Origin of the sequence: Methanimicrococcus hacksteinii, from assembly GCF_032714515.1 — an archaeon.
Taxonomy (GTDB): Archaea; Halobacteriota; Methanosarcinia; order Methanosarcinales; family Methanosarcinaceae; genus Methanimicrococcus; species Methanimicrococcus hacksteinii.
In genome coordinates, this window is record NZ_JAWDKC010000012.1 from 92,703 (window position 1) to 105,953 (window position 13,251).

The window sequence follows — 13,251 nt, forward strand, 5'->3', positions numbered from 1 at the left end:
CTCCTGTACCGTTGTTTTATTTTTCTGAATTCTATCATTTTCAAAATAATTTAATTTTCTATAAATACTTCCTCTGTTTATTCATTTTATTCAATTCTCAGGTGATTAAAATGGTTACAGAAATCTCTAAACAATCGCTTTCTCTCACTGGTTCTGACTTTAATGAACTCAGCGATATGCTTCTTAATGCCAAAGACACTGTATTTTCTTATCATCTGACAGAATTTACCGGCTCCGTTTCCTCCCTGACGCTGCGTCGCTCTCTGGAACTGAATCTCAGGTATGAAGACGGACTTTATATCCTTGCAAACGACGAATTGAACCTTTTTTCGTTTTCGGATTCTCTCAAAACAGCCGTTTCAGATATTGAACAGTATTTATTATTCCTGTGGGAAGAATACGTTTTGGAAGATGAAGCCAATTTAACGCCTGAAAGCATTCAATTGAAAAAAACGCTTCAGGAAATTCTTCAAATATCTCAGGAAATGGAATCCAAAAAAAGTTAACAATAGACGTTAACAAAAAAAGTTAACAATAGATGTTAACAAAAAAAGTAAACAATAGAAGTTAACAAAAAATCAGCAAAAAAGGTTATCAAAAGCAGTTAACAAAAAAAGTTAAATTTTTAAAAAGCAGCTTAATTTTGATTTGCTGCTTCATTCACGTATTTTTTGCCGATTTCCAAATATTTCAAAGCATCTTCGGGGCTTTTGGCTTCCGAGGTGATGCGGATAATCGGCTCCGTTCCCGACGGGCGGATTAAAAGCCAGCCCGAGGAAAACCATAATTTCAGACCGTCAATCCGTTCGGCTTCCGAATAATTAATCTCTTTTCTGTCGGAAATGATTTCTTCAACGGCAGACGCCATTACTTTCTTTAAATCTTTGTCCGGCAGGCGGATTTTGAATTTTTCATTGAAATAAGTCGGCACGGTGTCTTTGATTTCCGACGCTTTCATGCCGGTGTGCGCCAGCATTTCAAGGACCAGCGCCGCCGCCATCGCACCATCGCGGCAAACCTGATGGCGCGGGTAAATAATGCCGCCGTTTCCTTCGCCGCCGAATACGGCGCCGACTTCAACCATCCGGCGCCCGACATCGACCGAGCCGACCGGCGTGTAATAAACATCCGCCTCTTCGTCCTTGGCAATGTCCGTAAAACGCTGAGACGTGCTGACCGTTGTGACAACCGGTCCTTTTTCTTTATGAAGGATATACTTCTCAACCGCTGCCAGCATGATTTCATCATCAATGAAATCGCCGTTCTCGTCAATAAAAACAGCCCGATCGGCATCCCCGTCCTGAGCAACTCCGAGATCAAAGTCCGAAGAGCGCATCACAGCCGTTGCTTCCGACAGCGCTTCGGGAAGCGGCTCCGGATTGCGCCACGGGAACGTTCCGTCCGGCTGCGCGCCGAGCGCCAGCACATGACAGCCCAAAGCGCTCATCAATTTCGGCATCGTTAGCGAGCCCGCACCGTTTCCGGTGTCCGTCAGCACTTTAAACTTTTTCTTTTCAATCGATTTCCGGTCAATAATTTCCAAAATGCCGGCCAAATATTCGTCGTTGCAGTTCAGATCAAAAATAATTTCGCCCGTTTTCGACCAGTCGGCGGCCGTAAACCTTCTCGCAGTGTAAATGTCTTCAACGCGCTTTTCATCGTCCCTTGAAAATTCGGTTCCGTCACCGTCAATAAACTTAATGCCGTTGTATTCGCGCGGATTGTGCGAAGCGGTGACAATAATTCCGGCGGCCGTTTCCGGATGGCTTTTGACATAATACTGAAGCGACGGCGTCGGAACAACGCCGGCATCAATGACGGCAATGCCGCTTGCAAGCAAACCGGACGCGGCGGCCGACTTTAACATCATCCCGGAGATGCGCGTGTCTGTTCCGAGAACAACAACAGGCGCTGATCGCCGGTCGGCATCTTCCCGCTCCGATAAAAAAACAGCTAAACTGCGCGCCAAATCCAGCGCTTTTTCAGGTGTCAAATCTTCATTGACGATTCCGCGGACACCGTTGGTTCCGAAAAGTGCCATTTCTTTTTCCGCCGTTTAATTTTTAGAATTTAAATTTAAATTTAAAATTAAAATTTAGAATTAAAAAATAGAAATATGAAATTAAAAAATAAAGGATTTCAGCCGAAATACACCAAATCCTCGTCCGATGCCGGAGATTCGTAATATTCCTCGCCGTCTTCGCCGATCACAGAATCTTTGAGTTTTTCAACAATCTGATCCATGTTTTTGATTTTTTCATCCAGCGCGTCGGCGTTGACTTCAATGTCTAAAATGCCGCACAGTTTGCCGAGCAGAACTTTTGAGCTCTTCGGGTCGGCAATGTATCCCGTCGTCGTTCCCATCAGACAGGCCGCGTCAATGTTTCTGAGTTTTGCAAAAGCCAAAATCAAACCGGACGCGCCGACAATTCCGCCGGGCGGTTCGGAAGGATTGAACTGAATGCCCTGTTCTTTCAGCCCGTCAATCATTTCAACATTGTTGACGGCGCCGATGACATAATTTTCTTCGTTCACAATGCCTGTCGGGTAGCCGCCGAGCGTAAAAATGCGATTGACATTAAATTGTGATGCAAAACCGATGTAAAGTTCGCATAAAGAATAATGGCCGGCCGGATCCGTACTCTGCGAATCGCCCGCTAAAATCAGTAAATCTGCTTTGTCCGTTTTTGCCAAATACAAACGGTTTCCGACAAGTTCGACAGTGCTGTCTTCCTTAACCATCACCTGCGGAGGGAAGTGTTCGGAATAGATGTCAATCATTTTCTTGGCATCCAGCGCTTCAATCAGATGATCGGCAACCAGTTTTCCGACATGTCCGACGCCGGGGAGACCGACAATCATGACCGGGTTGGTGAGTTCCAGATTTTCCTGGTCCATGTGATAAATTATTTCGTCATTCATTTTTTAACCCCTGAGGGTATATTTATTCGAATTTCGACTGCGGATATATCAAATCTTTTCCGGCTGAATCGAATAAATACTTTTGAATAAATTCTCAGAATAAATACTCATTAACATAACAGAATTTTTTGGTCTTATTCCTTTCGGGGGGAATTCAAATTCTGTCTGAAAATTCTGCGGTATTTTCCGTATCTGTCTTCCGGCGAATACGATGCCGGTTTCGGGCTGATACAAGCGCCGCCGCAATCGGGACAAATTTCCGACAGCGTGTATCTGCCGCATTCCCGGCATTTTTTAATCCGCTTTCCCATTTTCTCACCGGTTTACCGAATTTACTGTAATCGAATTTACTGTAATCGAATTTACTGTAATTGAATTCACTGTAATTGAATTTACTGTAATCGTATTTACTGTAATTGAATTTATTGTCATCGAATATTTTATAATCGGATTTGCTGTAATCAGATCCGATTTCCATCAGATCTGCTGCAGTCGAATTTATTGAAAGTCCTTATGATTTGACCGATTCGATATGACGGTTGAAAAGTCCTTCGCCGCCGTTGTCCGTGATTAATTTAATTGATGCGGCCGATGCTTTCTTCAACACCGCTTCCGCCTTTTTATAATCGGGCGCGACAACTTTAATTCTGTAGCGCGGGGAACCGACATAAGTCACTTCAACGCGGACGTCATTCTCATCGACGGAATCTGCCGCGGCTTTCAAAGCATCCCGAATCATTTCAATGCCGTCGGGCGCGGTGGTCGTTAAGTCGACATAGCCGGCAATTTCAACGAACGCGTCTTTAATATTTTCCCGGGCCACATTGACGACGGCTTCCAGCATCTTTTTGTTGATGGACATGTTGTCAAAAGCAGATTCGCCTGAGATGGCGGCTTCTTCAAAAGCCGTGTATGCGCTTCCGAATTCGGCGGCAAAATCATAATAAAGCTCTTCCACCATTTTTTCATCAAAACCGGATTCTGCAGCTGCGATCTGAATCCATTTCTCAGCTTTCTGCTCATTTTTCCAAAGCTGAACTTTTGTTCTTTTCTGATGTTCGTTGACATCTTTGAGTGATAAATCGATATGACCGCGGGTTCTGTCAATGTTTAACACTTTACAGACAACTTTCTGTCCTTCGCGGATGTAATCGCGGACATATTTGACCCATCCGGCTTTGATTTCGGAAATATGGATAAATCCTTCTTTTTCTTTGAACTCTTCAAGTTCGACATATGCGCCGAAATCCGTCACATTTGTGACGTTGCAAACAACATAATCGCCGGCTTCCGGCCAATCATTACTTTTCATTTTTGTCCCTCTTTTTGCCTGATTTTTCCTGTCAGGCGGTATTAATTTTAAAAGCGTTGATTTTCTTTGATCAGCGCCTCAATTCTGTTTCGGTCAGACAGAACTGATTAAGAAATTATATGATATAAAAGGTTCCAAACATCTGCTGAAACCTTTTTGTTTGAAAAAACGTAAAAATAAGTGAAAATGAATGAAGTCTTTTTCATTTAAGCATATTTTCGGACAACGTCCAAAATGGCGTCCAGCTCTTCATCTTTTAACGTGAACTTTTCTTTCGCGTAAATGGATCTGAGCTCGTCTCTGGAAAGCGGCAGAATGTCTGTGATTCTGACAGCGATTGTCGGTTTCATTTTCTCAAATTCCAGCAATTCCGCAACCATTTTTTTGGCGTCGGCAGCGCTTAATTTTGAGAAAATTTCGGCGTGGTTCAAAGCTTTTCTGAACTCATAAACCTGTTCTTCGTCGCTTTCTTCACGTCTTTCTTCCATAATTTGAATTAACAATTCCTTGACTTCTGCAAGAGTTAAAAGTTCTTCGCCAACAACTTCTTTGACAATCATTCCAAAACACTTCCGGTTAAATCTTTTTCACTTATTTTGACGAATCAAAAATAATCATAAAATAAAAAGAGTAAGGCTTAATTTTATATAAATAAAGCTAAGCCGTTTATTCATTTTTGTACAAATGTACCAAATTAATTTCAATTTGAAATTTCAGATTAATAAATCCACATTCAATTACAATTTAATTGTATTTCTGGGGCTTCAAGTGCTGGGGGAGGGAGATGACTTCTTTTTGAGCTCTTCCGTCTCTGACACTTAAAACATATGCGCGGCCGCGCTGGCCGATCACTTTGCCGGTGGAGCCCTGGAATTTGGGGTTCGGGTGGCCGTGCTGTGTGCTTGCGTCGATGTCGATGTGAACCATCTGTCCTTCTTCGAATTCCTGAATCGCTCTGCTCGGTGCGGAAGTTCCTCTCTCGCGGATCGAGTTCTTCAATTTATATCTTGTGCAGCGTCTTTCGCCTGCTGATTTTGATGACATTTTTAAATCCTCCTAAATTATGACATAATCGTTGTCATGTAATGATGGGATGAACGTAATTTATGAACCGTGCGGCTCATCGGCCAAATACGGCCTGTCAGAAACGGCTCGCATTCGGGCAGTTCCTGTTAACGGTTCTGATTTCAAATGAGTCCAAATGAATCGGGATGAACCGTTTTTAGATTTCTTGATAATGAAAAAACAATTATTTTCCATAACTCGTTTTTAATCAAAGTTAAGCCATGAATAATTATTTTGGTATATTAAGTTTATCGAATAGAAGAAAACAGAATACAAATCCAACCTTAATAAACGTATGCTTTTTGCGGATTTGTTTTCGCTTCCAATTTTCATTATTTTTTGTTATTTTAATTCAATCCGAAGGTTCGGTTTGAATTCGTTTTTTAAATTCATTTATTTTGATTGTTTTTATTATTTTGATTGTTTTTATTATTTTTATTGGCACAGTCCGTGCGCGGGAACAGTCTGCCGCCTGCCGACAGCAGCGTTTTTAATGCTTTCTGGCAAAATAAATCCAAGAGTCATAATTCGTTTCATCCCGATTGTCAATGATTTCGCCGGGGATTCCGCGTTCATTCAAATGCTCGGCAATCCATTTTGCTTCATGCTCTTCTCTGAGCGTGAACAAAAGAAAGCCGCCGGGCTTAAGCATTTTAATTGCTTCGTCGGCAATTGAAAACCAAATATTTTTATTAAACTCATAAATCGTCCCGATCATAAAACCGATGACGGTATCAAACTGTTCGACATTCATATTTCTTGAAAGTGTCGTCGCGTCCATAATGATTGTTCTTTCAGGCTTTAAAACCCCGTGCGCCAAGCCGATGCAAATATCTTCTTCATTGATGTCAACGCAAATCGGCGAGATATTTTCGTCATAAAGCGCAAGCGTTGACATGCCGTTGCCGCAGCAGACTTCCAAAACATTCATGTCCGGCGCCAAAAAAACTCTGCCCGAATTCAAAACGTTCGGATTTTGCCTGATTTTTTGAATCGTTGCCGCCGCTTTTGAAACGCGGGCGGGCGAATAAACAGAATCGTACGGCGGAACGGTTTGATTTGATTCTTTGAAAAAAGCAAGCGCGTTTTTTGAATAATATTCGCGGACATCGTCGGCAAGGTCGTCGGGCGAAATTTCAAGCTGATACGTCGGGCAATTCAAAACGGCCGATTTAGAAATCAATTCCGGAAGAATGGCGTAAAACGCTCTTTTCGCTTCTAAATCCGATACGACGGGCGTAAAAACCAAACAATTGCCTGTGTCGGGAAGATTCGGATTCGCCGACGGTTGCCTTTCAACCATCACAAAACCCGTAATTGCCGCCTGCGCGCTCCGCCGGATAAATTCGTCCGTGTCGGCCGGATTTTTTTCAAAATACGGCATGTTTTCATAAAGCAGAAGAACGGTTTCAAAATCAAATTGCCCGCTTTTTTTCATTTCGACAAGATCTTCAAGCTGCGGAATGCCGGCGTAAAGAAACCTTTGAGAAGCATAATCGTCTTCCGTCAAATAAAACGAAGCGTCGATTCCGAGTTTTTGAAGAAAAAGAGAAGATAAGTTTGACATTTTCATAATTTGATGCCTCTGCATTAATTCCGCTCATTGATTATTCTGCTCATTCATTATCCGTCAGTCATATTTTCGATTTTCCTGTTACGAAAACCAGCCGAAAATCAAATCCAAAACGTGAATTCCCGAAACCGTCAGCAATGTAACGATAATTCCCGCAATAATCACGCCGGCCAAAATCGATAAAAACGCATTTTTAAACGGATATTTCAGCACAAGCGCGGCGGCCGTTCCCGTCCAGGCGCCGGTCAGCGGCAAAGGAATGGCAACAAACGTCATCAGCGCCAAATCTTTGTATTTTTCAACGCGTTCGTTGCCTTGCCTTTCGACGCGGGTAAAAAGCCAATTAAAGAAGCGGGCGAAAAGTTTGCTGTGCGCGGAGAGAAATTTGGAAACGGGCTCCAAAAAGTAAAAAATGACGGCAACGGGAAGCATGTTGCCGATGACGGCCAAAACAAACGCCAAAAACGGATTCATGCCGTAAACGCCGATTGCAACCGGAATTGCGCCGCGCAGTTCAATGACGGGAATCGCGGATATGATAATCGTTACAAGCCAAGACGGAACGCCTTGAAGAAGGTCAATAAAAAACGCGGCAAAATCCATATTTTAATCTCTGATCTTTTTTAATTTTCGATCTGTTTTCGGGTCTGTTATTCAAATCTGTTTTCGGGTCTGTTTTCGGATTCGTTTTCAAATCCGTTTTCGGATTGTTATTTGCTTCAGTTTCGTTCTTCCCGCATGTCACGGTTTTTTCAATTGTTTTTTCAATTGTTCTTTCGAAGCAATGCAAAATGCGCAATCAAAGCTTCCAATTGAATTTTCTCATTCGCGCCTTCCGTGATTCTGAAGTCGGTTTCGCCGACGGCGTCAATCAATTGAATCATTTCGCTGTCGTTCAAATCTTCGATCTTGAAAAGCGCGCGGTAAATCTGATTCATGACATCGTCCGCCGAAAGTCCCTGCTCAAAGACAAGCACGTTTAACTTCTCGCGCGCGCTTTTGAATTCGCCGGCAAGCGCCGTCTGAATTAAATCTAAAACATCTTCGGGGCGCGCCGTTGCCGTAATTTTGTAAATCGTTTCTTCGTCAATGTCCTTTTGAATGAAAGCCGCCGCCTGCAAAGAGTTGACCGCTTTTCTCATGTCGCCGCCGGCCACATACACAAGCGCTTTCATGCCGTCATCTGTAATCGTTAAATTTTCCTGCTCGGCGATGTATTTGACGCGCTTTTCAATCGCCTCGTCCGTTAAGCTGCGGAATCTGTAAATGGCGCAGCGCGACTGAATCGGTTCGATAATTTTGGACGAATAATTGCATGAGAGAATAAAACGACAGTTGCCGCTGTATTTTTCCATTGTGCGGCGAAGCGCGGACTGCGCGTCGTTTGTCAGCGCGTCGGCTTCGTCGAGGAAAATAATTTTAAAAGAAGCGCCGCCGATCGGCGCGGTTTTCGCAAACGTTTTGATTTTGTTTCGGACAACATCGATACCGCGCTCGTCCGATGCGTTGAGTTCCGTGAAATTTTCGTTCCAGTATTCGCCGAACATTTCACGCGCGATGGACACGGCGGATGCGGTTTTTCCGACGCCCGGCGGTCCCGTAAAAAGAAGATGCGGCAGATTTTTTGAGCGGACATAAGATTTTAAGCGCTCAACCGTCTCATCCTGGCCGAACACATCGTCCAGCTTCATCGGGCGGTATTTTTCAACCCAGATTTCTTCTCTCATAATTTCCCTCAATTCTTATTTTCCACAGATTTTGTTTTTTCAGATCATTTCTGATTTTTCGATAATTCTGATTTCTCAATAATTTCTTCAATATATTCCAATCAAATCAAAGTATACCTATATACTTTTTTCGAATCATTCGGCGCAGCCGGCCGGAAAAAACAGGGCGTCCGAACCCTCAGATAAAAGTCAGCCAAGTCAGCCGACATATGTGATTAATTTCCCGTGCTTGTAAATCGTAATCGGGCCGTCATCCGACACTTTGATGGCGATGCCGTAGATGCTGGCGTTCCAGGCCGCCGTGCTTCTTGCGCCGGGCAGAACTTCCAGATTTTTCAGGCCGTGCTCGTTCAGGCGAATCTCATCCGGCTCTCCGATCATGCAGGAAACGTCCAGCACATCGCCGTTCTTGGAAATGACGACTGCGCCGTCTACTTTGGCGGCGGCCATGATGATTTTGCGGTGAATTTTATGGCACACGTTTAACCCTTTCACCGTGCTTCGAAGCGTTTCATTCACTTTTTCATTCTGACAGTAATCGGGAATGATTTCATCCAGCAACTCTTCGTTTTCCGGAATGAAAATCAATGTTCCTTTCCGCTCGTACGATAAATCCAAAACCAATCTCAATACGGAAAGCGCAATGTGCTTTTCAATGAAATCGGAAAGCGTCGTATGAATGTTGGCATAATTGACATAATGCCATTTGCCCTGGGTTTTATGAAACAGCGTTCTTTTCGGAAGAACAATGTAAATGCTTCCGTTTTCAGAGGTGAGCATAATGAATGTTTTAGGCGGCATGCGCGCGATGAGCGGAATTAAATCTTCGTGGGGCGCCAAAAGCGTATTCGTCTCAATTTCTTCTTCATTCAGTGAAGATTCCGGCAGCGTAAACATGCCGAAAATGTCGCCGTCTTTACCGTATCCGGCAATTCCGACCGCATGCCCGCTCATTGAACCGCGGATCCATTTCTCTTCCATGATGCCTTTTTCAAAAGGAACGACATTTGAAAACGGCATAAAATTATCCTGCAGCGTTTGCTGAATGCATTCTTTTTTCTTTGCCACCAGCATGCAGAATGTAAACGGCTTGTTCTCGTATTGAAGATGCGTGCTGTTTTCGGCAATCTGAAGCCATTTGATCATCGGGTTTGTGTCAAAAGATGAAAACTTGGCAATCGCCCGGCTGAATTGACTTTGCTTCAGCGTCATCCAAACTTCCGAATGCTTCTCTTGTGCCGGAATGATTGTAATGTCGTCATTGAAAACTTGGCAGAAATTATCCCCGAATATCAAATCAATGTCCTGAACGTCACTTAAAAGTCGAATCAAAAAACCCGAGGCAATTTCTTTTTCCGGCCCGCCCCGATACAAAACAACGATTAAGCCGTTTCGTCCGTCACTCCAAAAAAGATTTTCCGCGCCGTTTCTGTCCGCCGTTTCCAGCTCGCGGCGGATTTCATCTTCCGTCAGCGGCCGGGCAGATTCAATCGGAAAAATATACTTTAAAGAAGAAATCAATTCATTTTCTGTCTCTTCACTGGCGAACCTTTGCATGTATGGAAAAGTAATCTTATAGCTTAAATTCTTTTTTTCTTTTTTAAAGTGAAAAAGAAAATGTAAACAAAAACAAACAAAACTGAAAAATAAACAAAACAGAAAACAAACAAAACAGAAAATAAACAAAACAGAAAATAAACAAAACTGAAAAATAAACAAAACAGAAAATAAACAAAACAGAAAATAAACAAAACAGGAAAATAAACAAAACAGAAAATAAACAAAACAGAAAATAAACAAAACTGAAAAATAAACAAAACTGAAAAATAAACAAAACTGAAAAATTAAACAAAACTGAAAAAATAAAAACGTAAAAAAAACAAAAATTAAAAAATGAAAATATAATATCAAAAAAAGAAAAAAATCAATTTCGCATTTTTTGACTTTTTCATTCATTTTTTATAGTTTATTGTCGAAAAATTCGACGAGAAATTCGACAAACTCCCGTGACTGTTGTCGAATAAACAGGTCATTTCACTAAAAAGTATATATAAAAGAAGTTTACTTCTAAAATATAGAGCAATCGTCTCAAATTATGAGAACCGCTCAAATTAAAATTTAAGACTTTACATTCGAAGGATTCTGTCTTAAAGATTTAAGATTTTAAGGTCAGGATTGTTATTTTAAAAATTTAAAGTCATTTTAAAGATTTAACTCTTGAATTCAATCATCATTCTAACGTTTCGGAAATGATCTCAATCATAAACAGGCAATGTGTTTCAGAATCTTATTTGTTTGAATTTCAGTTTAAATTTCAATTTGAATTTTATATGCTCAAAACGAAAAAAATCATAAATCAATGATGGTTTCATCATTTGAATTATCCGGACGAATCATCAATGGAAGAAATAACGGACAAATCGGAACCCAAAGTGACAGCGGAAACGCCGATTTTCAATGCTTCAGCTTCAGACGACTTATGCGGCATTCTTTTAAAAGACAGTGTCGTGCATTTGGTCAAATTAACGGGAGCTGTTGCTGTCTTTACTTTCGGAAATATTGACGTGAAAGCCTTTCGGGAACTGGATATTCCGGTGATTGACATCACGCAAATCAAAACGATTATTGAAAAATTAACGTATCTGCGAAACGAAAATCAATTCCAGATCCAGGAAGTTTCCGAATCCATCCGAAACGAAGCGGACAAAAACGCGTCTCTTCTGATGAGCGCGGCCGCTGTTGAATACAGCCTCGGAAATATCGGCTGCGGCATTGTTGTCGGCTTAATCCGGTCTCAAAATTCCTATTCGCTCGTCGTTCACAGCATGGAAGAAAACGAAACCGTTCAAATCATCCGGGAATGCGAAAAGCGCGTGACGCCCGAAACTTTCAGAAGCGTGCTTCATTTGTCTCTCAACATTGCGCTCAAAGGCAGAGAAGGCAAAAAAGTCGGAACCGCTTTCATTCTCGGCGACGACGAAGAAGTTTTGGAACGTTCCCACCAAATGATTCTCAATCCGTTCCGCGGACAAGATGCTTCTTTTGAAGTGAACATCAACAAAAAAGAGAACTGGGAGTCTGTCATGGGATTTGCTCAGCTCGACGGCGTCTTCATCATCAGCGAAAACGGCAAAATCTTATCGGCCGGACGCTACCTGGACGTGGACACGCGCGACATTCACATTGAAAAAGGACTCGGGACACGCCATCTCTCCTCCGCCTCCATTACGCGGGACACCAATGCAATCGCCGTTGCCATCTCGGAATCCGGCGGCACGGTCCGCGTGTACATGGACGGCAAAGAAGTGATTTTAATCGAGCCGGATGCATCTTTAGTTAAAATCGATGATAATAAGAGGAAATAATGATTCAAATTACAGGGAAATGGTTTCTTCCCTCATCTGAAACAAATCAGGTTGATGGGACATTAAACATTACTTCATCAGAAATTACTTTGGAATTGTATGGTTGTATCTGTTCAAATGGATTTGAAATTGAACATATTTATGGAATTTCAGCACAGGATGAAAAAATAACACTATTTTCATGTGGTAAATTAGATGAAACGATTACTGTTGAGAATTGTGATTCTGTTTCATTATCTCAATTAAGAACACCAACAAAAATGAGATTTTCAATTGAATATGTTATGTGTGGTGCCAATTTTTTTACTTATGATTCGAAGTTTAATAAAATGTTAATTTCAACTCAAGGAATTAATTATATTTTATCATCTTCTCCTCAAATTGAATGTTTAATTCCTCAAAAAAATGTAAAAATAGCTTGTTATGGAAATGAATAGTTTGAATTGGAAAGCTCATATCCTATATTTTATTATAAACACGGTAAAAATCGAGAATATGCTTGTTTCAGAAATTATTCATATCAATTATGTTTGTTGGTATCTTGTCTTTTGGGACAGCTCCACAATTTTTCTTGTATAAGACTCTATTATTTTGACGAAAATGGTGATGAAAAATATTGTAAAGTGTTTCTTGCACAACTAGAATCAAGTACACCTATAAATCCCCATTATGTGATTAGTTACAATGAGATTAAAGATAATTTTTGTGAAATTTTGAAAAAATGGTATAATCTTGATTCTGGGATTAAGTATAAGCATTTACGCAAATCATTATTTTCTTCATTTATTGAAAATAGTTATGTTGAAACTTTTAGGAATATGGAGTATTTAGTGACCGAATCAAAATTAATAAATACACAGGCGATTGAAAATCAGATTCTGATTCCAGTACTGGATAAAAATGGATAGACGATTCAAAAAGAAGGAACTGTGATTAAAAAGCCGAAATCTGGCGGGCCATCAGCAGCTGACAAATTGACTATATTTTTAAATGAATTGCCGAAAGATTTTCAAAAAAAGATAAGATATAAAGATGGAAATATCTTTGATTTGAAGGATGCTTTTGTCGATGATTTAATACCTACTAGAGATTTTTACATTCATGGTTTAAAAGAAGATAAAAAGAAAATTAAAACAGTCTCAGAACTTTCACAGGTTAATGATATACTTAATTTAACGACTGATTATCTTTTGTTAAAAAATACACACATAAATCCAGATTTGATTCAATCAAAATTAGAACTACGGTATAATTATTTAATAACGGAGGAAGATTCTGAAATTTAAT

General features: G+C 41.0%; 15 protein-coding genes. 5 read left to right on the forward strand and 10 right to left on the reverse strand.

The window, feature by feature from the left end; genetic code table 11:
* The first annotated feature begins 110 nt into the window (after window positions 1-110).
* A complete protein-coding gene (locus tag MmiAt1_RS03650) occupies window positions 111-506 on the forward strand; it encodes a hypothetical protein (protein ID WP_318785540.1) in 396 nt (131 codons plus the stop codon).
* Window positions 507-637: 131 nt separating this feature from the next.
* Here MmiAt1_RS03650 and glmM read toward each other — a convergent pair whose 3' ends face one another.
* From glmM to MmiAt1_RS03700, 10 genes are all read right to left on the reverse strand, one after another.
* Window positions 638-2,041 carry a phosphoglucosamine mutase gene (glmM, locus tag MmiAt1_RS03655; RefSeq protein WP_318785541.1) on the reverse strand — a complete coding sequence of 468 codons (1,404 nt, stop codon included), beginning with the start codon at window positions 2,039-2,041 and terminating at the stop codon, window positions 638-640.
* 98 nt (window positions 2,042-2,139) lie between these two features.
* Entirely contained in the window at window positions 2,140-2,922 is a 783-nt protein-coding gene (locus MmiAt1_RS03660; RefSeq protein ID WP_318785542.1) for a proteasome assembly chaperone family protein, read from the reverse strand.
* Window positions 2,923-3,056: 134 nt separating this feature from the next.
* Window positions 3,057-3,233 (reverse strand): RNA-protein complex protein Nop10, encoded by a 177-nt coding sequence (locus tag MmiAt1_RS03665; protein ID WP_318785543.1) that lies wholly within the window; start codon window positions 3,231-3,233, stop codon window positions 3,057-3,059.
* A gap of 200 nt (window positions 3,234-3,433) precedes the next feature.
* Window positions 3,434-4,234 carry a translation initiation factor IF-2 subunit alpha gene (locus MmiAt1_RS03670; protein ID WP_318785544.1) on the reverse strand — a complete coding sequence of 267 codons (801 nt, stop codon included), beginning with the start codon at window positions 4,232-4,234 and terminating at the stop codon, window positions 3,434-3,436.
* 206 nt (window positions 4,235-4,440) lie between these two features.
* Window positions 4,441-4,794: an RNA polymerase Rpb4 family protein gene (locus MmiAt1_RS03675; RefSeq protein ID WP_318785545.1), complete on the reverse strand. Its 354-nt coding sequence runs from the start codon at window positions 4,792-4,794 to the stop codon at window positions 4,441-4,443.
* Between the two features lie 184 nt (window positions 4,795-4,978).
* A complete protein-coding gene (locus MmiAt1_RS03680) occupies window positions 4,979-5,278 on the reverse strand; it encodes a 50S ribosomal protein L21e (RefSeq protein ID WP_318785546.1) in 300 nt (99 codons plus the stop codon).
* A gap of 511 nt (window positions 5,279-5,789) precedes the next feature.
* Window positions 5,790-6,872 carry a class I SAM-dependent methyltransferase gene (locus tag MmiAt1_RS03685; protein ID WP_318785547.1) on the reverse strand — a complete coding sequence of 361 codons (1,083 nt, stop codon included), beginning with the start codon at window positions 6,870-6,872 and terminating at the stop codon, window positions 5,790-5,792.
* 81 nt (window positions 6,873-6,953) lie between these two features.
* Window positions 6,954-7,475 (reverse strand): COG2426 family protein, encoded by a 522-nt coding sequence (locus MmiAt1_RS03690; RefSeq protein WP_318785548.1) that lies wholly within the window; start codon window positions 7,473-7,475, stop codon window positions 6,954-6,956.
* A 161-nt stretch (window positions 7,476-7,636) separates the two neighbouring features.
* Window positions 7,637-8,599, reverse strand: coding sequence for a replication factor C small subunit (locus tag MmiAt1_RS03695; RefSeq protein WP_318785549.1), 963 nt, complete (start codon window positions 8,597-8,599; stop codon window positions 7,637-7,639).
* A gap of 198 nt (window positions 8,600-8,797) precedes the next feature.
* Window positions 8,798-10,120 (reverse strand): hypothetical protein, encoded by a 1,323-nt coding sequence (locus MmiAt1_RS03700; protein ID WP_318785550.1) that lies wholly within the window; start codon window positions 10,118-10,120, stop codon window positions 8,798-8,800.
* A gap of 878 nt (window positions 10,121-10,998) precedes the next feature.
* On the opposite strand from MmiAt1_RS03700, the gene MmiAt1_RS03705 reads away from it, so the two are divergent.
* From MmiAt1_RS03705 to MmiAt1_RS03720, 4 genes are all read left to right on the forward strand, one after another.
* Window positions 10,999-11,964, forward strand: a complete 966-nt coding sequence (locus tag MmiAt1_RS03705) for a DNA integrity scanning protein DisA nucleotide-binding domain protein (RefSeq protein WP_318785551.1) — start codon at window positions 10,999-11,001, stop codon at window positions 11,962-11,964.
* Window positions 11,964-12,401 (forward strand): ApeA N-terminal domain 1-containing protein, encoded by a 438-nt coding sequence (locus MmiAt1_RS03710; protein ID WP_318785552.1) that lies wholly within the window; start codon window positions 11,964-11,966, stop codon window positions 12,399-12,401. The genes MmiAt1_RS03705 and MmiAt1_RS03710 overlap by 1 nt, the downstream gene beginning before the upstream one ends.
* Window positions 12,402-12,512: 111 nt before the next feature.
* Window positions 12,513-12,872, forward strand: coding sequence for a hypothetical protein (locus MmiAt1_RS03715; RefSeq protein ID WP_318785553.1), 360 nt, complete (start codon window positions 12,513-12,515; stop codon window positions 12,870-12,872).
* Between the two features lie 21 nt (window positions 12,873-12,893).
* On the forward strand, window positions 12,894-13,250 hold the full coding sequence (locus tag MmiAt1_RS03720) for a HEPN domain-containing protein (RefSeq protein WP_318785554.1): 357 nt from the start codon (window positions 12,894-12,896) through the stop codon (window positions 13,248-13,250).
* Window position 13,251: the final 1 nt, after the last annotated feature.

Bases quoted from the DNA above. Each gene is read 5' to 3' on its own strand.
- MmiAt1_RS03650 (WP_318785540.1), top strand. From the start codon at position 111: ATGGTTACAGAAATCTCTAAACAATCGCTTTCTCTCACTGGTTCTGAC.
- glmM (WP_318785541.1), bottom strand. From the start codon at position 2,041: ATGGCACTTTTCGGAACCAACGGTGTCCGCGGAATCGTCAATGAAGAT.
- MmiAt1_RS03660 (WP_318785542.1), bottom strand. From the start codon at position 2,922: ATGAATGACGAAATAATTTATCACATGGACCAGGAAAATCTGGAACTC.
- MmiAt1_RS03665 (WP_318785543.1), bottom strand. From the start codon at position 3,233: ATGGGAAAGCGGATTAAAAAATGCCGGGAATGCGGCAGATACACGCTG.
- MmiAt1_RS03670 (WP_318785544.1), bottom strand. From the start codon at position 4,234: ATGAAAAGTAATGATTGGCCGGAAGCCGGCGATTATGTTGTTTGCAAC.
- MmiAt1_RS03675 (WP_318785545.1), bottom strand. From the start codon at position 4,794: ATGATTGTCAAAGAAGTTGTTGGCGAAGAACTTTTAACTCTTGCAGAA.
- MmiAt1_RS03680 (WP_318785546.1), bottom strand. From the start codon at position 5,278: ATGTCATCAAAATCAGCAGGCGAAAGACGCTGCACAAGATATAAATTG.
- MmiAt1_RS03685 (WP_318785547.1), bottom strand. From the start codon at position 6,872: ATGAAAATGTCAAACTTATCTTCTCTTTTTCTTCAAAAACTCGGAATC.
- MmiAt1_RS03690 (WP_318785548.1), bottom strand. From the start codon at position 7,475: ATGGATTTTGCCGCGTTTTTTATTGACCTTCTTCAAGGCGTTCCGTCT.
- MmiAt1_RS03695 (WP_318785549.1), bottom strand. From the start codon at position 8,599: ATGAGAGAAGAAATCTGGGTTGAAAAATACCGCCCGATGAAGCTGGAC.
- MmiAt1_RS03705 (WP_318785551.1), top strand. From the start codon at position 10,999: ATGGAAGAAATAACGGACAAATCGGAACCCAAAGTGACAGCGGAAACG.
- MmiAt1_RS03710 (WP_318785552.1), top strand. From the start codon at position 11,964: ATGATTCAAATTACAGGGAAATGGTTTCTTCCCTCATCTGAAACAAAT.